The following is a 23,022-nucleotide window of genomic DNA, read 5'->3' as shown; positions in this document are numbered from 1 at the left end:
CACCGAGTCTATGGCGGGGGTCCCGCGGGTGGCCCGGGCATGTCCCGGGGGTGGCCCGGCGGGGCCCTGAGCAGGTACGCGAAGGGACGTAGCGCAGCACGCTGCACAAACGCGTTTTTGTACTGGCCCAGGAATCCGCTAGAGTTCAACACGTCGCCGGGCCGCGGGAGCGGACCGAAACGACAGGCGGACGTAGCTCAGTTGGTAGAGCGCAACCTTGCCAAGGTTGAGGTCGCGAGTTCGAGCCTCGTCGTCCGCTCGAAGGAAGAGGGGATCGCCCTGGTCCCCTGCACTCCTGGTGGAGTGGCCGAGAGGCGAGGCAACGGCCTGCAAAGCCGTCTACACGGGTTCAAATCCCGTCTCCACCTCCAAGGACGATTAGCTCAGCGGGAGAGCGCTTCCCTGACACGGAAGAGGTCACTGGTTCAATCCCAGTATCGTCCACTGGATCTTCCAGCACGAACGGCAGGATCCCGACCCGCGCGATTAGCTCAGCGGGAGAGCGCTTCCCTGACACGGAAGAGGTCACTGGTTCAATCCCAGTATCGCGCACGCAGTGCCCGTGATCCTTGGAACCCTTGGAGCACGGTCCCGAGGACGATTAGCTCAGCGGGAGAGCGCTTCCCTGACACGGAAGAGGTCACTGGTTCAATCCCAGTATCGTCCACACCCCGGAGCCCCCGGCCGTCTGATACGGCCGGGGGCTCCGTCGTCGTTGCGGCTCAGCTGGAGAACAGCATGTGGCCGAAGCTCTTGTGGCGGTGGTGGCCTCCGTAGTGGCTGCCGTGCGGGGCGCCCCAGGCGGGGGCCTGCGGGGCCGGGTACGCCTGCGGGGCGGCCGGGGGCGGCGGCGCGGGCTGGGACCACTGGGACTCCAGGCGGGTCAGCGCCTCCAGCTCGCCGTAGTCGAGAAATATCCCGCGGCAGCCGCTGCACTGCTCGATCTGGACGCCGTTGCGGTTGTACGTGTGCATCGGCGCATGACACTTCGGACACTGCATGGTCGGCTCAACTCCTCGCCGGTCGGTCCTGCTTCGCGTATCGCCAGGACAGACTCTGTCCGGCTGCGGTCGGTTGCACCTTACTTCGGGAAGTCGTGGGTCAACTCCGCGGGATGTGGGGGATGTGGCCCATTCGGACACATGCGTCCACGACGGACCGCTCCACCTCGTCCAGCGGACGGTCCGCCGCAAGCGCCTTCACGATCACCTGGGCCGCGGTCTGCACGGTGAGGGCACGGGCCGGGACGTCGAGTGCGGGCCAGGGGTCGCCGTCCGGGGGGACCGCGGGGCCGCCCGCCGCCCGGTATGCGCCGAGGAAACGGGCCCACTCGTCGGGCGGGAGCAGTCCGCAGGCGTACCAGGCCGCCGGGCGCGCGAGGTCCCAGGCCGGGACGCCCACCCCCAGGTCGTCGACGTCGATCAGCCGCCAGGGACCGTCGGGGGCGGGGTGGCGGACCAGTTGGCCGAGGTGGAGATCGCCGTGGCAGAGGGTGGTGGTGTCGGGCTGCGGGGCTTCGGCCCGGGCCCAGGCGGGGAGCAGCGTCCAGGCGCGCAGAACGGGGGTGGCTGCGGGGTGGTCGCCGGCGACTGCGGCGCGGAGGCGGGTGAGGGCCCGGGCGGCCTTGTGCGGGCCCCGCATGGGAGGCAGGGCGGGCGGGGCGGGGGTCAGGTGGAGGCGGGCGAGGAGGGTGGCGGCGGCTTCCCAGGGAGCGGCCTCCGGGGCGTCCGGGTCCACCGGGGTGCCGTACGGCCAGAAGGTCACGAGTCTGCCGCCGGGCAGGTCGGCCGGTGTCGGGGCGAGCGGGGGCAGCAGGATGTCGGGGTGGTGCACTGCCGTGGTCAGGCGGAGAGTGAGCTCGTCCGTGGCTGTGTGCGGTGCGTGTGCCTTGGCGACTGTGTCGGCGTGGCGTACGACGGTGACGTCGGGGCGGTCGGCGAGGGTGCTGGCTCCGCAGGCGCAGGTGCTGGAGTGCGGGCGGTGCGGGTGAGCTGCGGTTCTGACTCTCGCGGTCAGTTCGGGGAGCAGGTCTGCGGTCACGTGTCCCCCCTGGGTGTGTGCGGCTCCGTGGGTGAGCGTACGTGGGTGAGCATGGGGCGGTTTCCCTGTGGCCCAGGGTCGGTACTGGGGTGGGACGCGCAAACCGGCGCTGACGGGGTGCCGCCCGCTCCCGCCCTCCCCCACCCTCGGCTCCGCTCCGAGCGGGGAAGGCACGACTGCCCGCGGCTGGGCGGGACGGCCAGGCGCCGTACCCGCGTTCCCTCCAGGAAAAGCAATGCCGGCGCAGCTCCCCAGCTGCGCCGGCATTTTTTGCCGTCCGCCGCACCCCCGTCCCCACGGGGTTTCATGGGTGGATGTCCCCGCCCGGACCGCTCTTCCGGGCCTGGGGTCGCCGCTCAGCGCCCCAGCATCACGCCCACGGACGACGCCTGTGTGGCCACTGTCTCCCAGCCGTCGAAGACGAGGAGGAGAAGGGCCGCCAGGGGGAGGGCCATGAGCGTCGCCACCAGGGGGTGGCGACGGCCCTGGCGGCGGGAGCGGAGTGCTGCGCGCTCCTGGGTGCGGATCAGTGTCCGCGGTGCCGTGTGGGCCATGGTCCCTCTCCTGACCGTTCTCAGTTGTCGTTGGCAGCGGCGGGTGTCTGACCTCGGGGGACGAGTGCTGCACCCGCCGCTTGACCTCAAATCTAGGCGCGTGGCGGGCGCCGCACGTCATGCCCTCGTACCGATTGCCGGGCCTCCCGGAGGATGAGCCATGACCTGCGGAGTACTCCCCTGGGTGGAGACGGGGTCCTAGGTCTCGGGGTCTTCCCGGAGGGGGCGCCCGGAGTGCCCCGGTTTCTCTGAGCTGTCCTCGCGCGGCACCGGCTGCTCGACCAGGGCAAGGACCCGGTTCGCCATGAAGCGGGCCGTGCGGACGACCGATCCGCTGCGGGTGACTTCGCTCACTTCCACCACCCCCCGGCGCACCGCCGTCTCCACCCGGCGGCCCGCCCTGCTCGCCACCACCTCGTACGTACGTGTCGTGTCCCCCGCGTCCACGACTATCTCCACCCGATCACCCTTCACTCGATCAATCCCCCTTCTGTCAGCAGTGGTTGGGGTCACAGGCGCGCCGAAGTGGCCCTGTTCACCAGCCCCCTGACCACTCTTCAAGTCTCCCACCCGGCACTGACAATCGATCTGGGAGAGAGGGCGCGGCCTCTGCGCGTGGACGGCCGTGGAAACGTAAGCTGTGCCACGTCACACGGACCGGGCAGCGGGGATGAACATGGCGATGATGCGCCTGAGGCGCGAGGACCCGCGCGTCGTCGGCTCGTTCAGGCTTCACCGACGGCTCGGCGCGGGCGGGATGGGCGTTGTCTACCTGGGCTCCGACAAGAAGGGGCAGCGGGTCGCGCTCAAGGTGATCAGGCCCGATCTGGCGGAGGATCAGGAGTTCCGGACGCGGTTCGCGCGTGAGGTCTCGGCCGCGCGGCGGATCAGGGGTGGGTGCACGGCACGGCTGGTCGCCGCCGATCTGGACGCGGACCGGCCCTGGTTCGCCACGCAGTACGTGCCCGGTCCCTCCCTCCACGACAAGGTCGCCGACGAGGGGCCGCTCGGCGCGGCTGAGCTGGCCGCGATCGGTGCCGCACTGTCCGAAGGGCTGGTCGCCGTGCACGAGGCCGGCGTCGTGCACCGGGATCTGAAGCCGTCCAACATCCTGCTGTCCCCCAAGGGACCGCGGATCATCGACTTCGGCATCGCCTGGGCGACCGGGGCCTCCACGCTCACCCACGTCGGCACGGCCGTCGGCTCACCCGGCTTCCTGGCACCGGAGCAGGTGCGCGGGGCCGTGGTCACCCCGGCCACGGACGTGTTCTCGCTCGGCGCCACGCTCGCCTACGCCTCGACGGCCGACTCACCGTTCGGGCACGGCAGTTCCGAGGTGATGCTCTACCGCGTGGTGCACGAGGAACCGCAGCTGCACGGCGTACCGGACGCCCTGGCACCACTGATCAGGACGTGTCTGGCGAAGGACCCCGAGGAACGGCCCAGCACTCTCGAGCTGTCCCTGCGCCTCAAGGAGATCGCGGCCCGCGAGGCCCAGGGCCAGGCCGAGGCAAGACCGCCCGCACCCCGCGCCGCGGAGGCGGACCGCCCGACCGGACGGCTCACCGACACCGGTTACCCGGAGCGCACCCAGCGGCGTCCGCAGGTGCAGCAGGGCGGAGTGCAGGGGACTCCGACGTCCCGGGGGGCGGGCTCCACCTCGCGGGGGCAGGCTCCGGTGCGGGGCGGAGCCCCGTCGCGCGGTGGCAGTGCTTCTCGGGGCGGCGGTGCCAGTACGTCGCGCGGTGGAACGGCCCCGTCGTCCCGCCCCGGCGCGCGAACCACGCCCGCCTCCCGCGCCACGCGCGCAGGCAGCGGCTCCCGTCCGGCTCCCCGCAGCGGTGCGGGACGTCCGGCGACCCGGCCCACCGGGACCGGGCGGCGGCCCGCCAATCCGCGTCTGCTGCGCCAGCGGCTGTTCGTGTTCGTCGTCGTGACGCTGCTCGTGGCGCTCGGCATCGGCGTGGTACAGGGCTGCCAGGCGTCCGCCAGGGGGCTCGGGGGCGGCGTGGACGTCGTAAGACAGCAGCAGGAGCACGAGTCCCGGGGTCCCTAGGCGTGTCCGGCGGATCGTGCGCGCAGACGCGGCGTGCGGAACGCCCTCCCCCGCCTTGCAGCTGGACGCACCACACCTCGCTCACCGGCACTCATCAAGCGCCGCTGCCTACCTGCGACTTGAACCGCCGGACAGGTCCTAGCTCCGCGGACGTCCGGTCGCCACCGCGTAGAACGCGACCGCTGCCGCCGCGCCCACGTTGAGGGAGTCGACGCCGTGGGACATCGGGATGCGGACCCATTCGTCGGCGGCGACCAGGGCCTGGGTGGAAAGGCCGTCCCCCTCGGCGCCGAGCATGAGGGCGACCCGGTCCATCCGGTGCGGAGCCGCTTCGTCGAGCGACTTCGCCTTCTCGTCCGGGGTGAGGGCGAGCAGCGTGAAACCCGCCTCGCGGACCGACTCCAGGCTCTTGGGCCAGGTGTCCAGGCGGGCGTACGGCACGGAGAAGACCGCGCCCATCGAGACCTTCACGCTGCGGCGGTAGAGGGGGTCCGCGCAGTCCGGCGACAGCAGTACCGCGTCCATGCCGAGGGCGGCCGCGGAGCGGAAGATGGCGCCGATGTTGGTGTGGTCGTTGACCGACTCCATGACCACGACCCGGCGGGCGGTCTGCAGGAGTTCGGCCGCCGTGGGCAGCGGCTTGCGCTGCATGGAGGCGAGCGCGCCGCGGTGCACGTGGTAACCGGTGACCTGTTCGGCGAGTTCCGGGCTGACCGCGTAGACGGGGGCCGGGAGCTCGTCGATGACGTCCCGCATGACGTCGATCCACTTGGCCGAGAGCAGCATCGAGCGCATCTCGTAGCCCGCTTCCTTCGCCCTTCTGATGACCTTCTCGCCCTCGGCGATGAACAGACCCTCGGCCGGTTCGCGCTTGCGGCGCAAGTCGACGTCGGTCAGGCCCGTGTAGTCGCGCAGGCACGGGTCGTCGGGATCCTCAACGGTGATGAGATCGGCCACAGGGTGATACTGCCTTGTCCTGGGTGCGGTGCCAACGGCTTGGAACGGGTTGTGTTACCCCGGGTTACGCCGATGTCTCCGGGCGTGCGGCGGTGAGGGATTCCGGCCCCACCTTCACGACCTCGCCGATGACGATGACGGCCGGGGGCTTCACCTCCTCGGCGCGCACCGTCTCGGCGACCGTCGCGAGGGTCGCGTCGACGCGCCGCTGCGTGGCCGTCGTGCCCTCCTGGATCAGGGCCACCGGGGTGTCCGCGGGCTTGCCGTGCGCCACCAGCGTCTCCGCGATCCGGCCGATCTTGTCGACGCCCATCAGGATCACGAGCGTGCCGGTCAGCTTCGCCAGGGACGGCCAGTCGACCAGGGAGCGTTCGTCGTCCGGGGCGACATGGCCGCTGACCACCGTGAACTCGTGGGCGACGCCGCGGTGGGTGACCGGGATGCCGGCCGCGCCCGGAACCGAGATCGAGCTGGAGATGCCGGGGACGACGGTGCACGGGATGCCGGCCTCGGCGAGTGCCTGGAGCTCCTCCATGCCACGGCCGAAGACGTACGGGTCGCCGCCCTTCAGCCGTACGACCGACTTGCCCTGCTTGGCGTGCTCGATCAGGGCGTTGTTGATGGCCTCCTGGGCCATGAAACGGCCGTACGGGATCTTCGCGGCGTCGATGACCTCGACGTGGGGCGGGAGTTCGGCGAGCAGGTCGCGCGGGCCCAGCCGGTCCGCGATGACGACGTCCGCCTCGGCGAGCAGGCGGCGGCCGCGGACCGTGATCAGGTCCGGGTCGCCCGGGCCGCCGCCGACAAGGGCGACGCCTGCGGTGCGGGTGCGGTGATGGGGTGCCACGAGGGTGCCGTCGCGCAGGCCCTCTACGACCGCGTCGCGAATGGCGGCGGTGTGGCGGGGGTCGCGGCCGCGGGCGTTCGTGGTGAGGACGGCCACGGTGACGCCTTCGCTGTGACCGGTGGCGGGGGTCCAGGCCGTGGCCGCGTCGGCGTCGTCGGAGCGGACGCACCACACGCGGTGTGCCTCTGCCTCGGCGGAGGCCCGGGCGTTCGCGTCGGGGTCGCTGGTGGCGATCAGGGCGTACCAGGCAGCTGCGAGGTCGCCCTGCGCGTAGGGACGCTTCTCCCAGGTGATCTCGCCCGCGTCCGCCATGGCTTCGACCGAGGGGGTCGCCTCCGGGGATACGAGGAGGACGTCCGCGCCCGCCGCGATGAGCGCGGGGAGGCGGCGCTGGGCCACCTGACCTCCGCCGAGGACGACGACCCTGCGGCCGGTGAGACGGAGGCCTACGGGGTAGGCGGGGTGTTCGGCCATGAGGGTGCGGCTCCTCGTACAGGCGTGCGGTGGGCGCTGCGGCTCTGGAGCGGCCCTGACGTGCGGATTTTAGATTGCGTTCAGCGTACGGCGGGGGTGGGGTGGGCGCGACGGTGCCCGCGCTCACCCACCCCCGTCCCGGTGCTACTTCTCGGTGACGCCCGCCGAGTCGAACGTCGCCACCTCGTGCATCGCCCGCGCGGTGCTCTGGACCAGCGGGAGCGCCAGCAGTGCGCCCGTGCCCTCGCCGAGGCGAAGGTCGAGGTCGACCAGTGGGCGCAGGCCCAGCTTGTTCAGCGCGGCCACATGGCCGGGCTCGGCGCTGCGGTGGCCCGCGATACAGGCCGCGAGGACCTCGGGTGCGATCGCCCGGGCCACCAGGGCCGCGGCGCCCGCGCTGACACCGTCCAGGATCACCGGCGTACGCAGGGAGGCGCCGCCGAGGAGGAGGCCGACCATGGCGGCGTGTTCGAAGCCGCCGATCGCGGCGAGGACCCCGATGGGGTCGGCCGGATCCGGCTTGTGGACTTCGAGAGCGCGCCGGACGACCTCGGTCTTGCGGGCGAGGGTCTCGTCGTTGATGCCGGTGCCGCGGCCCGTGACCTCGGAGGGGTCGGCGCCCGTGAAGACGGAGATCAGCGCCGCGGACGCCGTGGTGTTCGCGATGCCCATCTCGCCCGTGAGCAGGGCCTTGTTGCCGGCCGCGACCAGGTCGCGGGCCGTCTCGATGCCCACCTCGATGGCCTGCTTGGCCTCCTCGCGGGTCATCGCGGGACCGGTGGTCATGTCGGACGTGCCCGCGCGGACCTTGCGCGGCAGCAGGCCCGGGGTCGCCGGGAGATCGGCGGCCACACCCACGTCGACGACGCAGACCTCGGCGCCCACCTGACCCGCGAAGGCGTTGCAGACCGCTCCCCCGCCGAGGAAATTGGCGACCATCTGGGCCGTCACCTCCTGCGGCCAGGGCGTGACCCCCTGCGCGTGCACCCCGTGGTCTCCGGCGAAGATCGCGACGGCCGCGGGCTCCGGGATCGGCGGCGGGCACTGACGGGACAGCCCGGACAGCTGCGCGGAGATGATCTCCAGCATGCCGAGGGCGCCCGCCGGCTTGGTCATGCGCTTCTGGCGTTCCCAGGCCTCGCCGAGCGCCTTGGCGTCCAGCGGGCGGATCTGGGCGACCGTCTCGGCGAGCAGGTCGTGCGGCTCCTCGCCGGGCAGCGCGCGACGGCCGTACGTCTCCTCGTGGACGACCCACGACAGCGGGCGGCGCTTGGACCAGCCCGCCTGCATCAGCTCGGGCTCCTCCGGGAACTCGTCGACGTACCCGACGCAGAGGTAGGCGACGACCTCCAGGTGCTCGGGCAGGCCGAGGGCGCGGACCATCTCGCGCTCGTCGAAGAAGCTGACCCAGCCGACGCCCAGTCCCTCGGCGCGGGCGGCGAGCCAGAGGTTCTCGACCGCGAGGGCAGAGGAGTACGGCGCCATCTGCGGCTGGGTGTGACGGCCCAGGGTGTGCCGGCCGCCGCGGGTCGGGTCGGCGGTGACGACGATGTTCACCGGCGTGTCGAGGATGGCCTCGATCTTCAGTTCCTTGAACTGCTTCGCCCGGCCCTTGGGCAGCGACTTGGCGTAGGCGTCGCGCTGACGCATGGCCAGTTCGTGCATGCTGCGCCGGGTCTCGGCGGACCGGATGACGACGAAGTCCCAGGGCTGCGAGTGGCCGACGGACGGGGCCGTGTGGGCGGCCTCCAGGACCCGGAGCAGCACCTCGTGCGGGATGGGGTCGCTGCGGAAGCCGTTGCGGATGTCGCGGCGCTCGCGCATGACCTTCAGGACGGCCTCGCGCTCGGCGTCGTCGTAGGCGGGCGCGGCCGGGCCGGTGGACTCCCGTACGTCTTCCACTGCGACCTGGTCCTCTTCCTGGTCGGCGGCCCTGGTGTCCAGGTCCTCCGCGTTCTGTACGACGTCGGGGTGCGGCTCCGTGTCCGGGGTCGCCGGGGCGGGAGCGGCGTCGGCCTCGCGGGGTGCGGGGACCGTGGCGACGGGTTCCGGCGCCTGCTCCTCCGTGGGGAGGACGATCGCGTGCGGCGGGGTCGGCGCGAGGTGCGGGGTGGTCGGCACCGAACCCTCGACCGGCACGAACTGGCCCAGGGGCTGGTCCGGTTGCGGCTCCGGCGGGATGCCGCCGGGCAGTACGGCGGTGACGTCGTCCGGGCCGGTCTGTCCTGCGGGCGCGGGAACGCCGGCTTCGTCGACCGGGGCGGACGACTGGGGGTCCGGGGCCTGGGCCTGGCCGTTCGGCGCGGCTTCGGCGTCCGTGGTGAGCGCGGGCTGGGGCTCGGCCGGGACGGCGGTGGGCTCGTTGTGCTCGGGGGCGGGCCCGGAGTCGGCGGCCGGGGCCGGGGTGGTCGGCTGGGCGGACTCCGCCGGGACCGAGCCCGTCTCGGTGAGCGGGGCGGGCTGGACGTCCGGCATGTGCCCGGCCGGCGGTTCGGGGGTCGCGGCCGTGGGCGGCTCCTGCGCCTCGACGTCAGTGGCGCCGGGCTCCGGCGTCACCGCCTGCACCGCCTCCGGATCCGGTACGACCGGGAAGGCCGGCACCGACTGCGGGCCCTGGGCGGGCTGGAGGTCCGGCAGGACGGGCTGGGCGCTCTGCTCCTGCGGGGCGGGGCCGGGCTCCGCCGGCTGGGAGGACGGCTCGGCGGGCACGGCGGCGGAGGGGACCTCGGCGGGGGCCGGGGAGTCCGCGGGTTGCTGCGCCTGCGTGACGTCGACGCGCGCCGGGACGGGCGTGGTGCCGGGGGCGGCCGCTTCCGGCACCTGCGCGTTCTCGGGGGCAACCGCCTCGGATGCCGGGGCGCTCACGGGTACGACCGCCTCGGGGGCCTCGGCGTTCGCCGGTGCGACGGGTTCAGGGGCCTGCGCAGTCGGGGGCGGGGGCGACTCCGGCGACTGCACTGTCTCGGGGACTGTGCCGGTCTCCGGGGCCTGCACGCTCGCCGGGACTGCGCCGGTCTCCGGCGCCTGCGCGGCTCCGGAGGCCTGATCCGGGTCGACCGGGGCGGCGGTTTCGGGGGTCTGCGTCCGGTCGGTCGTCTCGGCGGCCTGCGCCCGCTCGGTCGGGGCAGCCGCTTGGGGAGCCGGACCCGCGTCGGGAACGGGAACGGCGGCTCCGGGAACCTGCCCGGCGTCGGCGGCTGCGACGACGGCCGGTTGCCCGGCGGCGACGTCGGCCGGTTGCCCCGCGGCAGCAACGTCGGCCGGTTGCCCCACGGCAGCGACGTGGGCCGACTGTGCGGCGCCCGCGGGGCCGCCCTCACCGGCAGCCTGAGCCGGAACGCCGGCCACTCCCTGGCCCGTGGGCTGCCCGGCATCAGCGGCCGCGCCGACAGCGGGACCACTCTCCGCCACCACACCGGCCCCGGGAACCTGCCCCGCTCCCCCGACCGGGTCCACACCGCCCGTCCCGACCATGGCCTCCGGGCCGGACGTGGCCCCGGACGGGCCGCCGCCCTCGGCGGCGTACAGCGCCTCGCCGTGCTGCGGGACCGCCGCGGCGTACGCACCCTCCTGGCCGGTCTGCGCCGGCTGCGAGGCCGTCGCCGCCACCGCCTCGGTCGCCACCCGGGCCACGGCCGCCTGGGCCACGCCCACCGGCTCGGCCTGCGGTTCCGCTGCCGGAGCAACCGCTTCCGCGGGCGCCGCCCCGGCGCTCACCGGCGCCTGGACCATGGCATGCGCGCCCCACGGCGCCGCCCCCTGCGGGGGCATCTCCTGTGACTGCGGGACGTCGAGGTACTCCGGACCGGTCGTGGGCGGACCGGGATGCCGGAACGGCGCTCCCGCGGGCCCGCGGTCCGCGAGGGAGCGGACCGGGCTCGCGGAGGTGTCCGGAATCGGCGGCCCGAGGTGCAGGGGGCGGCGCGGCGGCACCTGCGTGGGCGGAGGCATGGGGTTGGGCAGGCGGACGCCACCGAGGTCCACCGAGCCGCTGTCGCGGCCGGCCATCTCGTGGGGCCCGGGCTCGTGGACCGTCTCGACCACCGGTTCCGGCGCCGGCGGGGCCACCTCGTTGCCCCATGCGCTCTGGGCGCCCGGCAGCAGCAACAGGTCTTCGTCCTCGGCGGTGGTCTCGGAGAGGTAGGTGTACGCGCCGGGCGCGGAGACGCCCGGCTGTTCCACCGTGCCTACGCTCTCCGGCAGTCCCTCGCCCGGGACCTGGCCGGTGTCCGTCATGCGTACCCCTCGCCCATCGGTTAGTGCTTCTACGACCAGCTCACCCGGAGCGGCGCACCGACCGCCCCACAGTGAAGAACGAGCGTGCGTGCCCAGCGGCACGAACGACCCGCCCGTAAAAGGCGACAAAGCCATTCAGTGGCATTGTCGCGGTCGTTCCCCCGTCACGACAGCTTGATCCGCGACGGCCCGCTGTGGACTGCGCCACGTTGCGCATCCTCCGGTTCTGCCGTACCACACTCACCCCAAAACGGGCGCGCTTTCCGGACATTGACGAACGAACTTCCGGACCACGGCGTGCGGTACAACGATCGGCCAGCCTACCGCGCGCGGTACGACAACCGGATCACGGGTTGCGTTCCATAAGGACCCCGCTGAGCAGGAACGCCACGCTCCGCTCCGTCTCCGTCCAGTCCCGGGTGTCGAGTTCGACGGACTGCATCAGGGCGCACTCGACGCGGTAGCCGTGCTCCGTCAGGTCGCGGCCCACGAGTTCGGCCGTGTCGCGGTTGACGGCATGCGTGACGATGCGCTGCGGGCGGCGGTCGGCGACCGCGGAGACGACGGCCGCTCCCCCGCCGCCGACCCGGACGACGTCCGGTTCGGGGAGGTTCTCGAGGATGAGGGGGGCGGCGCCGTGCACGATCTGGAGCTGGACCCCATGGCGGCGCGCCGAGGCCTCCGTACGGGCGCAGGCCTTGGGGTCGCGGTCCACTGCGATGACGGCGGCGCCCGCGCGGGCGGCGTCCGTGGCGAAGGCGCCGCTGCCGCACCCGATGTCCCACACGAGGTCGCCGACGCGCGGGCCGAGGCGGGCGAGTTGGGCGGCCCGCAGAAGATCCGTTTCTCCTTCGCCGAGGGCGCCGCCGTACGCCTTGGCCGGCAGCGCCCAGCCGCGCGGGCCGGTCCCCGGGTCGCGTCCGGCGATCCAACCGCCGCTCTCGCCTGCGACGCCCGGGCCGGCGGCACCGCCGATGACGATGACGACGTTGGGGTCGCGCCAGGTGTGGTCGGCCGCCTTGTCGGAGGTGACGACGGTGACCTGTTCGCGCTCGGTGCCGAGTTCCTCGCAGATGACGAAGGTGCGGTGGACGCCCTCCAGGAGCAGGCCGAGTTCGGCGGGGCCGGCGCCCGGTGAGGTGAGGACGGCGACCTTGGTGTGGGCCCTGCACACATTCACCGCGCGTCGCAGGGTTCGGCGGTGTGCGACGACCACCTGAGCGTCGTCCCAGGGCATTCCAGCGCGGGCGAAGGCCGCGGCGACGGAGGAGACGGCCGGAACGACTTCGATCTCGAGCCCGAACTCGGGCGCGCGCAGGGTCCGTACGACCCCGAAGAAACCGGGATCGCCGTCTGCCAGCACGACCGCGCTGCCGCGGTGGGCGGCGATACGGCGGGCGGCGAGGGCGACGCTGCCGAGCCGGATGCGCTCGGCGGTGGGCGGTACCTCGGGCAGCGCCAGGTGGTGTGCGGCGCCTGCCACGAGCGTGGCGGCTCCCAGGGCGGCGCGGGCCGCTGCGGTCAGCGGCGAGCCGTCCCAGCCGATCACCGTGACCCGGTCGGCCATCGTCGTCAGTCTCCAGAAGATTTGCGCACGTCGTCAGGGATCAGCCCGCGGGCGGGCTCCGTGAGGGTACCTGGTCGGGCCTCGCGGGCGCGGTAGCGGCTGCCCTGCCGCTGGTTCAGTTCCAGTCCGTGTACGACGTGAAACCACTGCTCTCGGCCAGCTGCTCCCCCGCGCCCTCCAGGTCCTCCGGCAGCAGGCTCCAGACGATGAAGTCCGTGCGCACCTCGGCCCAGGTGTCGTCGTCGGCACGGGTCCTCGCTATGCAGGCGTTGCGCAGGACGCCCTCGCTGATGCAGCCGATCTTCTGGGCGACCTGCTGCGCGGCCGTGTTGTCGGCGGCCGTGCGCAGCTCGATGCGCTCGAACTTCTGGTCGGTGAACAGCCATTGGGCGGTTGCCAGCGACGCCTCGGAGGCGTAGCCCTCGCCGCGCGCCCAGGGGGCGATGACGTACGACAGTTCGGTGGAACGGACGTGCCAGCTCGTGCTGCCGAGCTGGATGAGGCCGACCAGCCGCTGGGTGAGGAACTCGGTGACGGCGAGGTCGAGGCCGCGCCCGGCGGCCCGCTCGGTGGGTGCGTACTCGGTGATACACCGGCGCGCGTGGTCCTCGGTGAAGGGCTGGGGAACCGACGTCCAGGCGACGACCTGCTCGTCGTTCATCATCTCGGCCAGGGCGGTGACGTCGTCCTCGTCGAGGGGACGCAGCACCAACCGCTCCGTGCTGATGGAGATGTTGGGGAAGGTGCTCGTCATGCGCCGCTCCGTAACCTTCGAAACCGTCAGGGCCTGCTGAACTGCCCAGCATGCAGCATGAAAGCACTGAACCGCACGACGGGGTCCACTCCCGGTGAGGAAGTGGACCCGGTGCGTGGCGATACGCCGTATACGTTCGGCCGAGGCCGATCGTCAGAACGCCGGGACGACGGCGCCGTCGTACTTGTCCTCGATGAACTTCTTCACCTCGGGCGAGGTGAGCAGCTTCGCCAGCTTCTGCACACGCGGGTCGTCCTCGTTGCCCTTCTTCACGGCGAGGAAGTTGGCGTACGGGTTGCCGTTCGCCGACTCCGCGACGAGGGCGTCCCTGGCGGGGCTGAGGTCGGCCTCCAGCGCGTAGTTGCCGTTGATCACGGCGGCGTCGACGTCACTGAGCGAGCGCGGCAGCTGGGCGGCCTCCAGCTCCCTGAACTTCAGGTTCCTGGGGTTGGACGTCACGTCCTTGGGGGTCGCTTCGTATCCGACGCCCGCCTTCAGCCCGATGACGCCGTTGGCCTCGAGGAGCTTCAGCGCCCGGGCCTCGTTGGTGGTGTCGTTCGGCAGGGCGACGGTGGCGCCCTTCTTGAGGTCGGCGAGCTTCTTGACGCCCTGGGAGTACAGGCCGAGCGGCTCCAGGTGCACGGTGGCGCCGGGAACGGCCACGATGTCGGTGCCGTTCTTGTTGTTGAAGTCGTCCAGGTACGGCTGGTGCTGGAAGTAGTTGGCGTCGACCTCGCCCTGCTGGACGGCCGTGTTCGGGGTGACGTAGTCGGTGAACTCCTTGACCTCGAGCTCGAGGCCGGCCTGCTGGGCCAGGTTGTCCTTGATGTACGTGAGGATCTCGCCCTGAGGGGTGGGCGTGGCGGCGACGGTCAGTGTGGAGCCCGCGCCTGCCGAGCCGGAGTCCTTGTCCGCGCCGCAGGCGGTGAGCCCGAGGGTGAGGGCTCCGGCGGCGAGGACGGCGGTGGTGATCTTGGCGGTGTTACGCACGAAAAGTGCCTTTCCTTATGGGTGGTGCGACCCCTTGAATCCAGGGGTGTCGGCGCGGAGCGCCGTCTTCGGGGGGTGGTGGTCGGGCGACGGGTGGGCGAACGGGGAGTTCAGGGGGCGCTCAGACGGCTTTGGTCTTCAGCAGCCGCAGCCTCGGCGCGGGACCCGAGCCGCCGCGGCGGTGCAGGGCACGGGCCGCGTAGTCGCCGGCGAACTGGATGACCGAGATGACGACGGCGAGGATCGCCACGGTGATCCACATCAGTTCGGCCTCGAAGCGCTGATAGCCGTAGCGGATGGCGATGTCGCCGAGACCGCCGGCGCCGACCGTGCCGGCCATCGCCGAGTAGCCGATGAGCGCGACGATCGTGGTCGTGGTGCTGGAGACAAGGGAGGGCAGGGACTCCGGTACGAGCACCTTCCGTACGACCGTCCAGGTGTTGCCGCCCATCGACTGGACGGCCTCGACGAGCCCGCCGTCCACTTCGCGGACAGCCGTCTCGACCAGGCGTGCGAAGAACGGGACGGCGCCGATCGCGAGCGGCACGATCGCGGCCTCGCGGCCGATCGTCGTCCCGGTGACCCAGCGCGTGAAGCTCATCAGGGCCACCATCAGGATGATGAAGGGCATGGACCGGGCGATGTTCACGACTTGCCCGATGACCTTGCTGGCGAAGACGTTCTGAAGGAGTCCACCGCGGTCGGTCAGGACGAGGAGGATGCCGAGCGGGAGGCCGCCGGCGACGGCGACGAGCGTGGACCAGCCGACCATGTAGAGGGTGTCCCCACACGCCTGGGACAGCAGGGGCTGCATCTCCGAGAAGTCGGTCCAGGTCACTTCGCGCCTTCCTTCACCAGCAGGGGTTCGCCCACGACGTCGATCTGCAGGCCCTTTTCGCGCAGGGAGCCGATCGGCACGACGTTGTCCTCGTAACGGCCGGGCAGTTCGATGCGCATGCGGCCGACCTGGAGGCCGCCGACGGTGTCGATGGCGGCACCGAGGATCGATATGTCGATGTTGTAGGTGCGCGAGAGCTGCGAGATGACGGGCTGGGTGGCGGCCTCGCCCTGGAAGGTGACGTCGACGACGGTGCGGTCGTCGTCGGTGGCCGCGCCGGCCACCGGGAAGAGGGCGGAGGCGAGTTCGGAGCCCGGGGTGGCGAGGAGTTCGCTGATCGTGCCGGACTCGACGATGCGGCCCTGCTCCATGAGCGCGGCCGAGTCGCAGATCGACTTCACGACGTCCATCTCGTGGGTGATGAGCAGGACGGTCAGGCCCAGCTGCCGGTTCAGGTCGCGCAGCAGCTGCAGGATCGAGCGGGTGGTCTCCGGGTCGAGGGCGCTGGTGGCCTCGTCGGAGAGCAGGACTTTGGGGTCGCCTGCGAGGGCGCGGGCTATGCCGACGCGCTGCTTCTGGCCGCCGGAGAGCTGGGCGGGGTAGGCCTTCGCCTTGCCGGCGAGGCCGACGAGGTCGAGGAGCTCGAGCGCCTTGCGGGAACGTGCCCTGCCCGATATCCCGAGGATTTCCAGCGGGAGTTCGACGTTGTCCTGCACGGTCCGGGAGGACAGCAGGTTGAAGTGCTGGAAGACCATGCCGATACGGCTGCGCGCCTGCCGCAGCTCCTTGCCCGCGCGCGGACCGCGCCCCGCGAGGGCGGTGAGGTCCTGCCCGGCGACGGTGACCGTGCCGGCGGTGGGGCGTTCCAGCAGATTGACGCAGCGGATGAGCGAGGACTTGCCGGCGCCGGACCGGCCGATGACGCCGTACACCTCGCCTTCTCGGACGTGCAGGTCGACGCCGTCGAGGGCGGTGACCTCCCGGCCGCGCGAGCGGTCAGCCCGATAAATCTTCGTCAGGCCTGTTGTCGTGATCACTGGGATTTCCGTCACTGTCGAGTGCGCGGGCGTGGGTGTGCCCGGGCGCACGGATGCAGAAGCTGTCAGGGACGCGACACGGTTCTCGCGATGGTGGCGTGGAACCGGAGGAGAACATGTGCGCGCGGGGCTGTGTCACGCAGCGCACGGCGTGCGGACATGCCACGGTGTCTCGCTTCGGGGCGCGAGCTCAGGGGTGGTACAGGGGCCCTCTAGAAGGCGCACATTCGACACAGACAACGAGCACCGGGCGTCATGGTCGCCTCGGTCGCAAGGGTGCGGCTGCTCGTCGTGGTCATGGGCATCAGTAAACCAGACGTACGGTCCTGACATGACCAGACTGTCCGGATGCTGGACGGCCGTGGACAGTGCAGGGCGGCCGCAGGGAGCCGATTCCGGCGTAATAGGGTCGCTGCATGTTCGATGCCTTGACGCTGGTGACCGGCGTCGCCGCGTTGCTGCTCGCCGCATGGTGCGGTTGGGCGGCCTACCGTGACCAGCCGACGAAGGACTGGCACTTCATCGGCATGGCCGTGGTCTCGCTGCTGGCCGTGGTTCAGCTGGTGATCGGGATCGTGCAGCTGGCGCGGGGCGAGAAGCCGGAGCAGGGCACGACGATCTTCGTGGCGTATCTGCTGGGGGCGTTCGCGTGCATCCCGGCGGCGGGGTTCATGTCCCTGGCCGAGCGGACCCGGTGGGGCTCGGTGACGGTCGCGGCGGGCGGCGTGGTCCTCGCCGTGCTCGAGGTGCGGCTCTACGACATCTGGGGAGGCTGAGGTGACGGCCGTGGAAGAGAAGCCGGTTCGGCTCATCGGCGGGCCCGGCATCCTGCTCGTCTGGCTGTACGGCGTGATGGTCGTCGGAGCGGTGTCGCGGTCCGTGTACCAGATCGCGACCGAGTTCGACCGCGCGCCGCTCGCCTACTCACTCTCGGCGGTGGCGGGCGTGGTGTACGGGTTCATCACATACACCCTGGTGCGGGGCGGGGAGACGGCCCGCAAAGCGGCACAGGTGTGCTGCGCCGCCGAGCTCGCGGGTGTGCTGACCGTGGGCACGTGGACCCTGATCGAGCCGTCGGCCTTCCCGGACGCGACGGTCTGGTCCGACTACGGCATGGGGTACGTCTTCATCCCCGTGCTGCTGCCCGTTTCCGCCCTGTACTGGCTGCGCAGGGCCCGCACCCGGCAGACGCCGGACGGCGCCTGACTCACGCCGTCTGCGCGTACGCCCCCGCCGGCTTCTCCAGGACGATCATCGGTACTCCGTCCGCGCCCTTCGCCGTGCCCACCGTCTCGTAACCCACCCGGCGATACAGACGCAGGTTGCCCTCGCTGCGGTGGCCCGTGTGGAGGCGGAACCGGGTGGCGCCGCGCTCCTCGGCCAGCGCCGACTCGGCCGCGCGGAGCAGCCTCGCGCCGATGCCGTGGCCCTGGAGGCGCGGGTGGACGCAGAGCTTGCCGATGGCGGCCGCGCCGTCCTCGGTGACGGAGCCGCGGACCGAGCCGACCACCTCGTCGCCCAGCCGGGCCACGTAGACGCAGTCCGAAGCGACCTCCTGGCGGACGGAGTCGAAGGTCTGGACGAGCGGGTCGATGCGGTAGTTGCCGTACAGTGCGGCCTCGCTCTGGAAGCACAGGTACTGAAGCCTGAAGATCTGCTCGACATCCTGCTCGGTCGCCACCGAGATGGTCACGCTCATGCCCATGTGCGCACGCCTCCCGCTCACCTGATCACCTGCCGTCCCTCACTCCTATCCCCGCGCTTCGCGGGCCGCAACCTCCTGTACAAGCAAACGACGCAGACATCCCAGACATCTGGAACGTTCCGGTCCCAGACTGCCCTGTGAGATACCCAACTCCCCCGCTATCTCCCGGTAGGTGAGGTCCTGGGGCGACAGCAGAGCCTCCATCAGACGGGGACAGCGGCCGGGGAGCCGGCGTACGGCCTCGCGCAGGGCACGGCCGCGGGCGGCGGCGAGCGCGAGGTGCTCCGGTCCGCGGTCGGGCTCGTCGGCCGGTTCGGTGTCGTACGGCCGTTCAAGCCGGGCGGTGCGGAGGGTGCGGCGCGCCTCGGAGCGGACGGCCCTGCGCAGCCAGGCCGGCGGGTCGAGCGGTGGTCCGTCCGTGTCGAGATGTTCCAGGAGGCGGAGCCAGACGGCCTGTTCCAGGTCCGCCGGTTCGGCCCCGGTGGCGTGCGCCTCCGCGGTGGCCTCGGCGGCGAGCAGCGGGCGCAGCGCGGCGACCATGTCGTACCTCATGTCCGGCACGACGCGGCCCCCCGAGCAGAGGTTGCCCGGGCGGGCCGACTGTCACCCCAACGGGGAATCAGCTGTTGACGAAGTCCTCACGGGCCAGCAGACCCGTGTCCGGGTTGTCGGTGAAGACGCCGTCGATGCCCGTCGCGAAGTACGTCCGGAACGCACCGAAGACGTCGCCGTAGGCGTCCGCGTCCGTGCCCTTGCGGAAGTTCGCGGGCAGGAAGGGGTTCTCGTTGCGCATCGTGTAGGGGTGCAGGATCAGGCCCCGCTTGTGCGCGTCGGCGACCAGCGTGGTGGGCGTGGTGAGGTTGCCGTTCACGTCCCTCGGGATGATCAGGTCGAGGGTGGGGCCGATGCCCTGCGCGTAACCGGCGATCTCCCGCAGGCCCTTCGGGGTGATCAGATCGGCGACCGTGCGCGGGTCGCCCGCCTCGACGAAGTCCCAGGGACGGCTGGTCGCGGAGGAGAGCAGGACGACGAGCGGGTTGTCGACCAGTTCGTTCAGCCGCTGGATGCTGCTCGGCTCGAAGGACTGCAGGATGACCGGCGAGTTGCGCTTGTCCTTGCCGTACTTGTGCAGCAGCTTGGCGACCCGCTCCTCCAGGCCCAGCCCCAGCTTGCGGAAGTAGGTGGGATGCTTGGTCTCGGGGTAGATCCAGACCTACCTGCCCCGCTTACGGGTCTGCTCGTTCTGCCACTTCAGGACCTCTTCGAAGGTGGGGATCTCCCAGCGGCCGTTGTAGAGGGTGTTGTGCGGGCGGTTGGCCGGGATGCGCTCGACGGCACGCAGGGTCTTCAGCTCGGCGAGCGTGAAGTCCTCGGTGAACCAGCCGGTGACGGAGAGGCCGTCCAGGACCTTGGTGGTCCTGCGGCCGGCGAACTCGGGGTGGTCGGCGACGTCCGTGGTGCCGCCGATCTCCGGCTCGTGGCGGCAGACGAGATGGCCGTCCTTGGTGGGGACGAGGTCGCCGGCCTCGACGATGTCGGCGCCCAGATCGAGGGCCAGCTCATATGAGCCGAAGGTGTGCTCGGGCCGGTAGCCGCTGGCCCCGCGGTGCCCGATGACGGTCGGCACGGGCAGGCTCTTCAGCCCTCCGCCGCCGCCGTGTCCGGCGCCGGCCGCTCTCGCCGTACCGGACAGTCCCAGGACCGCTCCGCCCGCGCCCAGCACCGCCGCGCCGAGGAGCGCCCGTCGTCCGGTGCCGCCTGCCTGCTGGTTCGACTCCTGCGTTGCCATGAACGCCCTCCCTGCGGTCGCGTCTGCCGCTGTTTCCGGCGCTCCACCTGCGGGGCGCCGTCAGTGCGCGCCGATCGTAGGGGTGTCGACATGACGGCAGGGAGGCCCCGGACCGAACACGCGGGTGACGCGGGATGGCGCATGGGCGAGGATGTCTGACGGTCCGTCGACTTCATGTCGGTGGACGGGGTAGGCGTTCACCGCAGGTAAACCAGTGTCAATAGTGCGTAAGACCTCGGTGAACCCCCGGGGGGCGATGTGCAATACCCCCGGAGCCGCGAGTAATGTCCTCACCTGCACAGACTCATCCCATCTCCCTTGACACCGGAGGGCCCGTTGTCCCGCTTCGCGCTCATCAAGGCAGTGCTCGGACCGGTCATGCGCCTGATGTTCCGCCCCCGGGTGGAAGGCGCTGAGCACATCCCGGGCGCCGGTCCGGTCATCCTGGCCGGCAACCACCTCACGTTCATCGACTCGATGATCCTGCCCCTGGTCTGTGACCGTCAGGTCTTCTTCATCGGCAAGGACGAGTACGTCACCGGCAAGGGCCTCAAGGGCCGGCTGATGGCCTGGTTCTTCACCGGCGTCGGCATGATCCCGGTCGACCGGGACGGCGGCAAGGGGGGTGTCGCGGCGCTGATGACCGGCCGCCGGATCCTCGAGGAGGGCAGGGTCTTCGGCATCTACCCGGAGGGCACGCGGTCGCCCGACGGGCGGCTGTACCGCGGGCGAACGGGTATCGCGCGGCTGACGCTGATGACGGGTGCACCGGTGGTGCCCTTCGCCATGATCGGGACGGACAAGATCCAGCCGGGTGGGGCGGGGATGCCGCGGCCCAGCAGGGTCACGGTCCGTTTCGGTGAGGCGATGGAGTTCTCGCGGTACGAGGGGATGGACCGTGACCGGTATGTGCTGCGGGCTGTGACCGACTCCGTGATGACTGAGGTCATGCGGTTGTCCGGGCAGGAGTACGTGGACATGTACGCGACGAAGGCGAAGGCTGCGTAAGGGCTCGTTTTCGGGGCCCGCGACCCTTAAAGCCTGCTGTCGAGCCGTTGGCCACGGAGCAGGAACCATGCTGCCGCCGCGGTCGCGCCCAGCACTGTCGCGCCTATGCCCGACGCCAGCGCCAGTCCGTCGACGAAGGACTGCCGGGCGGCGTCCAGCAGTGCCGCGGCGGTGTGAGGCGGCAGGTCGGCTGACGCCTCCACCGCGCCACCCAGCGATTCATGCGCCCCGGCCGGAACGCCTGCCGGGCCCGCAAAACCCCGGTACACGCCCGTCACGATCGAGCCCAGTACCGCGATCCCCAGGGCCGCGCCGAGTTCGTAGGCCGTTTCGGAGACCGCGGAGGCCGCGCCCGCCTGCTCCTTGGGTACGGAGCCCAGGATCACGTCGGCGGTCACCGTGAACGAGAAGCCCGCGCCGATGCCGACCACCAGCAGGGCGGTGCCGAGCAGCGGATAGCCGGTGGACTGACCGATCAGGGTGAGGGAGGCCAGCGCGAGGCCTACCGCCGCGAGGCCGCCGGCGACCACGGCGCGTACGGAGTAACGCCGGGCCGCCCGGCCGGCGACGAGGCCTGCCGCCACCGCGCCGACCGCGGCGGGCAGCTCGGCCAGACCCGCCTCGAACGGCCGCCTGCCCTGCACGAGTTGCAGGTACTGGGAGAGGAAGAACACCAGCCCGGACAGCCCGAGTACCGTCAGCAGGTCGGCCAGGACGGCCGCGCTGAAACCGCGGTCGCGGAACAGGCGCATGTCCAGCAGCGGGGTCGGCAGGGTGAGCTGGCGGCGTACGAAGCCGTACAGGGCGGCCGCGCCGGCCAGCCCCGCGCCGAGCGTGGCCCACGCCAAGCCGTGCGTCGCGGCCTCCTTGACCGCGTACACGATGCCGATCATGCCGACGAGCGACAGCACGACGCTGACGGGGTCCCACGGGCCGGGGTTCGGGTTGCGGGACTCGGGAAGTGTCCTGATGCCGACGAGGACGAGAACCGCCATCACCGGCAGGTTGATGAGGAAGACCGAGCCCCACCAGAAGTGCTCGAGCAGGAAGCCGCCGGCTATCGGCCCGATCGCCGTGCCCGCGGACGCGGTGGCGCCCCAGATTCCGACGGCGACGCTGCGTTCGCGGGGGTCGTGGAAGAGGTTGCGGATCAGGGCGAGCGTGGCCGGCATCAGGGTGGCGCCCGCGACGCCGAGCAGCGCACGGGCCAGGATCATCGTCTCCGGCGTCGTCGCGTAGGCGTTGAGGACGGACATCGCGCCGAACGCCGTGGCTCCGCCGAGCAGGATCCGCTTGCGGCCGATGCGGTCGCCGAGGCTGCCCATGGAGACGAGCAGACCGGCGATGACGAACGAGTAGACGTCGCCTATCCAGAGCAGCTGAGTGCCGGACGGCTTGAGGTCTTCGCTGATGTAGGGGGTCGCGAGGCCGAGGACGGTGGCGTCCACGGCCACCAGCAGCACGGCCAGCACGAGGACGGAGAGCGCGAGCCAGCGGCCCGGGCGCTTCACCGCCTCGGTCGTGATCGCCGGCTGCAGGGTGCTGGTCATGATTCCTCTCTCTGTGGTGTTTGGTGCTGTGGTACTTGGTGCTGTGGTGCTTGGTGCTGTGGTGCTTGGTGCCGCAGCGCGCCGCCGAGCAGCAGCTCGACGATCATGTGATGGAAGTCCTTCGGGGCGCCCTTGCCGCTCTGCACGACCCAGACGCCGGAGGCCAGCAGGCCGTACAGCGCCTCGGTGAGCCAGGCGGGCGTGAGGTCGATACGGAACTCCCCACTGTGCTGGCCGCGCCGGAACAGCGCGGAGATCCGGTCGTCGATCCGGGACCAGCCCTCGTGCTGCTCCTCGCCCTCGAACAGCTGGTTCTCGGTGTAGAGGAAGGCGAGCAGGCCGGCGGCGGGCTCGATCGCGTGCACCAGACGCCGTACCGCGTCGCCGGCCGGCCCCTCGTCCAGGCGGGCCGCGTCCAGCGCTGCCTCGCACTCCTCGATGCCCAGCGCCTCCAGAGCCCGTACGAGCGCGTCACGCCCGGCGAAGTGCCGGTGCAGCGTGGCCCGGCTGATTCCGGCCGCCTTGGCGACCTCGTCCATGGTCGCCGTGGATCGGCGGGTCAGGAGGGCTGCGGCACTGCGCAGAACGTGGTCACGGTCGACGGCCATGAGACAACCATA

20 protein-coding genes, 5 tRNA genes and 1 pseudogene are annotated in these 23,022 nt (G+C 71.6%); 9 read left to right on the top strand and 17 right to left on the bottom strand.

Features of this window, described 5'->3' with window-relative positions; genetic code table 11:
* The first annotated feature begins 186 nt into the window (after window positions 1-186).
* The 5 genes from ABZO29_RS36420 (at window position 187) to ABZO29_RS36400 (ending at window position 667) form a co-directional block, all read left to right on the top strand.
* Window positions 187-259: transfer RNA gene (locus ABZO29_RS36420), tRNA-Gly, on the top strand.
* Window positions 260-297: 38 nt separating this feature from the next.
* A tRNA-Cys gene (locus ABZO29_RS36415) sits at window positions 298-371 on the top strand.
* 1 nt (window position 372) lies between these two features.
* Window positions 373-444: transfer RNA gene (locus ABZO29_RS36410), tRNA-Val, on the top strand.
* 36 nt (window positions 445-480) lie between these two features.
* A tRNA-Val gene (locus ABZO29_RS36405) sits at window positions 481-552 on the top strand.
* A gap of 43 nt (window positions 553-595) precedes the next feature.
* Window positions 596-667: transfer RNA gene (locus ABZO29_RS36400), tRNA-Val, on the top strand.
* Between the two features lie 55 nt (window positions 668-722).
* Here ABZO29_RS36400 and ABZO29_RS36395 read toward each other — a convergent pair.
* From ABZO29_RS36395 to ABZO29_RS36380, 4 genes are all read right to left on the bottom strand, one after another.
* The gene (locus tag ABZO29_RS36395) at window positions 723-1,001 is read right to left on the bottom strand and encodes a zf-TFIIB domain-containing protein (RefSeq protein ID WP_367324451.1); all 279 of its coding nucleotides are present in this window, start codon (window positions 999-1,001) and stop codon (window positions 723-725) included.
* A gap of 100 nt (window positions 1,002-1,101) precedes the next feature.
* A complete protein-coding gene (locus ABZO29_RS36390; RefSeq protein WP_367324450.1) occupies window positions 1,102-2,040 on the bottom strand; it encodes a phosphotransferase family protein in 939 nt (312 codons plus the stop codon).
* A 356-nt stretch (window positions 2,041-2,396) separates the two neighbouring features.
* Complete coding sequence (locus ABZO29_RS36385) at window positions 2,397-2,594, bottom strand: hypothetical protein (protein ID WP_367324449.1); 198 nt, start codon at window positions 2,592-2,594, stop codon at window positions 2,397-2,399.
* A gap of 198 nt (window positions 2,595-2,792) precedes the next feature.
* Entirely contained in the window at window positions 2,793-3,068 is a 276-nt protein-coding gene (locus ABZO29_RS36380) for a hypothetical protein (protein ID WP_367324448.1), read from the bottom strand.
* Between the two features lie 196 nt (window positions 3,069-3,264).
* Between ABZO29_RS36380 and ABZO29_RS36375 the strand changes: the two genes are divergently transcribed.
* Window positions 3,265-4,650, top strand: coding sequence for a protein kinase (locus tag ABZO29_RS36375; protein WP_367326338.1), 1,386 nt, complete (start codon window positions 3,265-3,267; stop codon window positions 4,648-4,650).
* 138 nt (window positions 4,651-4,788) lie between these two features.
* Here ABZO29_RS36375 and ABZO29_RS36370 read toward each other — a convergent pair whose 3' ends face one another.
* The 8 genes from ABZO29_RS36370 to ABZO29_RS36335 all read right to left on the bottom strand — a co-directional run bounded on the left by ABZO29_RS36370 (window position 4,789) and on the right by ABZO29_RS36335 (window position 16,350).
* A complete protein-coding gene (locus tag ABZO29_RS36370) occupies window positions 4,789-5,607 on the bottom strand; it encodes a TrmH family RNA methyltransferase (protein WP_367324447.1) in 819 nt (272 codons plus the stop codon).
* Window positions 5,608-5,671: 64 nt separating this feature from the next.
* Complete coding sequence (gene cobA / locus ABZO29_RS36365; protein WP_367324446.1) at window positions 5,672-6,928, bottom strand: uroporphyrinogen-III C-methyltransferase; 1,257 nt, start codon at window positions 6,926-6,928, stop codon at window positions 5,672-5,674.
* A 144-nt stretch (window positions 6,929-7,072) separates the two neighbouring features.
* A complete protein-coding gene (cobT, locus tag ABZO29_RS36360) occupies window positions 7,073-11,164 on the bottom strand; it encodes a nicotinate-nucleotide--dimethylbenzimidazole phosphoribosyltransferase (protein WP_367324445.1) in 4,092 nt (1,363 codons plus the stop codon).
* A gap of 346 nt (window positions 11,165-11,510) precedes the next feature.
* On the bottom strand, window positions 11,511-12,731 hold the full coding sequence (gene cbiE, locus ABZO29_RS36355) for a precorrin-6y C5,15-methyltransferase (decarboxylating) subunit CbiE (RefSeq protein ID WP_367324444.1): 1,221 nt from the start codon (window positions 12,729-12,731) through the stop codon (window positions 11,511-11,513).
* 115 nt (window positions 12,732-12,846) lie between these two features.
* Window positions 12,847-13,485 carry a GNAT family N-acetyltransferase gene (locus tag ABZO29_RS36350; protein ID WP_367324443.1) on the bottom strand — a complete coding sequence of 213 codons (639 nt, stop codon included), beginning with the start codon at window positions 13,483-13,485 and terminating at the stop codon, window positions 12,847-12,849.
* 153 nt (window positions 13,486-13,638) lie between these two features.
* Window positions 13,639-14,475: a MetQ/NlpA family ABC transporter substrate-binding protein gene (locus ABZO29_RS36345; RefSeq protein WP_367324442.1), complete on the bottom strand. Its 837-nt coding sequence runs from the start codon at window positions 14,473-14,475 to the stop codon at window positions 13,639-13,641.
* A 121-nt stretch (window positions 14,476-14,596) separates the two neighbouring features.
* On the bottom strand, window positions 14,597-15,313 hold the full coding sequence (locus ABZO29_RS36340) for a methionine ABC transporter permease (RefSeq protein ID WP_367324441.1): 717 nt from the start codon (window positions 15,311-15,313) through the stop codon (window positions 14,597-14,599).
* Complete coding sequence (locus tag ABZO29_RS36335) at window positions 15,310-16,350, bottom strand: methionine ABC transporter ATP-binding protein (RefSeq protein WP_367324440.1); 1,041 nt, start codon at window positions 16,348-16,350, stop codon at window positions 15,310-15,312. The genes ABZO29_RS36340 and ABZO29_RS36335 overlap by 4 nt, the downstream gene beginning before the upstream one ends.
* A 416-nt stretch (window positions 16,351-16,766) precedes the next feature.
* Here ABZO29_RS36335 and ABZO29_RS36330 point away from each other — a divergent pair, with 416 nt between their 5' ends.
* Window positions 16,767-17,126 (top strand): hypothetical protein, encoded by a 360-nt coding sequence (locus ABZO29_RS36330; protein ID WP_367324439.1) that lies wholly within the window; start codon window positions 16,767-16,769, stop codon window positions 17,124-17,126.
* Between the two features lies 1 nt (window position 17,127).
* Window positions 17,128-17,556, top strand: a complete 429-nt coding sequence (locus tag ABZO29_RS36325) for a hypothetical protein (RefSeq protein WP_367324438.1) — start codon at window positions 17,128-17,130, stop codon at window positions 17,554-17,556.
* 1 nt (window position 17,557) lies between these two features.
* Here the strand turns inward: ABZO29_RS36325 and ABZO29_RS36320 are convergent, their stop codons facing one another.
* From ABZO29_RS36320 to ABZO29_RS36310, 3 genes and pseudogenes are all read right to left on the bottom strand, one after another.
* Window positions 17,558-18,055 carry a GNAT family N-acetyltransferase gene (locus ABZO29_RS36320; protein WP_367326337.1) on the bottom strand — a complete coding sequence of 166 codons (498 nt, stop codon included), beginning with the start codon at window positions 18,053-18,055 and terminating at the stop codon, window positions 17,558-17,560.
* Window positions 18,056-18,100: 45 nt separating this feature from the next.
* Entirely contained in the window at window positions 18,101-18,607 is a 507-nt protein-coding gene (locus ABZO29_RS36315) for an RNA polymerase sigma factor (RefSeq protein ID WP_367326336.1), read from the bottom strand.
* 67 nt (window positions 18,608-18,674) lie between these two features.
* Window positions 18,675-19,844 (bottom strand): annotated as a pseudogene (locus tag ABZO29_RS36310) (glycerophosphodiester phosphodiesterase).
* A 336-nt stretch (window positions 19,845-20,180) separates the two neighbouring features.
* Here ABZO29_RS36310 and ABZO29_RS36305 point away from each other — a divergent pair.
* Window positions 20,181-20,852, top strand: coding sequence for a lysophospholipid acyltransferase family protein (locus ABZO29_RS36305; protein ID WP_367324437.1), 672 nt, complete (start codon window positions 20,181-20,183; stop codon window positions 20,850-20,852).
* 26 nt (window positions 20,853-20,878) lie between these two features.
* Here ABZO29_RS36305 and ABZO29_RS36300 read toward each other — a convergent pair whose 3' ends face one another.
* The gene (locus ABZO29_RS36300) at window positions 20,879-22,402 is read right to left on the bottom strand and encodes an MFS transporter (protein ID WP_367324436.1); all 1,524 of its coding nucleotides are present in this window, start codon (window positions 22,400-22,402) and stop codon (window positions 20,879-20,881) included.
* Window positions 22,399-23,010, bottom strand: a complete 612-nt coding sequence (locus ABZO29_RS36295) for a TetR/AcrR family transcriptional regulator (protein ID WP_367324435.1) — start codon at window positions 23,008-23,010, stop codon at window positions 22,399-22,401. Before ABZO29_RS36295 ends, ABZO29_RS36300 begins: the two co-directional genes overlap by 4 nt.
* Window positions 23,011-23,022: the final 12 nt, after the last annotated feature.

The sequence above is a fragment of the Streptomyces sp. HUAS ZL42 genome, assembly GCF_040782645.1.
Taxonomy (GTDB): Bacteria; Actinomycetota; Actinomycetes; order Streptomycetales; family Streptomycetaceae; genus Streptomyces.
This window is presented reverse-complemented; position numbering and strand designations above follow the sequence as displayed.

Excerpts from the sequence above, each read along its gene's own strand:
- ABZO29_RS36315 (WP_367326336.1), bottom strand. The coding sequence starts at position 18,607 with ATGAGGTACGACATGGTCGCCGCGCTGCGCCCGCTGCTCGCCGCCGAG.
- cbiE (WP_367324444.1), bottom strand. The coding sequence starts at position 12,731 with ATGGCCGACCGGGTCACGGTGATCGGCTGGGACGGCTCGCCGCTGACC.
- ABZO29_RS36385 (WP_367324449.1), bottom strand. The coding sequence starts at position 2,594 with ATGGCCCACACGGCACCGCGGACACTGATCCGCACCCAGGAGCGCGCA.
- ABZO29_RS36320 (WP_367326337.1), bottom strand. The coding sequence starts at position 18,055 with ATGGGCATGAGCGTGACCATCTCGGTGGCGACCGAGCAGGATGTCGAG.
- ABZO29_RS36350 (WP_367324443.1), bottom strand. The coding sequence starts at position 13,485 with ATGACGAGCACCTTCCCCAACATCTCCATCAGCACGGAGCGGTTGGTG.
- cobA (WP_367324446.1), bottom strand. The coding sequence starts at position 6,928 with ATGGCCGAACACCCCGCCTACCCCGTAGGCCTCCGTCTCACCGGCCGC.
- ABZO29_RS36295 (WP_367324435.1), bottom strand. The coding sequence starts at position 23,010 with ATGGCCGTCGACCGTGACCACGTTCTGCGCAGTGCCGCAGCCCTCCTG.
- ABZO29_RS36330 (WP_367324439.1), top strand. The coding sequence starts at position 16,767 with ATGTTCGATGCCTTGACGCTGGTGACCGGCGTCGCCGCGTTGCTGCTC.
- cobT (WP_367324445.1), bottom strand. The coding sequence starts at position 11,164 with ATGACGGACACCGGCCAGGTCCCGGGCGAGGGACTGCCGGAGAGCGTA.
- ABZO29_RS36375 (WP_367326338.1), top strand. The coding sequence starts at position 3,265 with ATGAACATGGCGATGATGCGCCTGAGGCGCGAGGACCCGCGCGTCGTC.
- ABZO29_RS36395 (WP_367324451.1), bottom strand. The coding sequence starts at position 1,001 with ATGCAGTGTCCGAAGTGTCATGCGCCGATGCACACGTACAACCGCAAC.
- ABZO29_RS36300 (WP_367324436.1), bottom strand. The coding sequence starts at position 22,402 with ATGACCAGCACCCTGCAGCCGGCGATCACGACCGAGGCGGTGAAGCGC.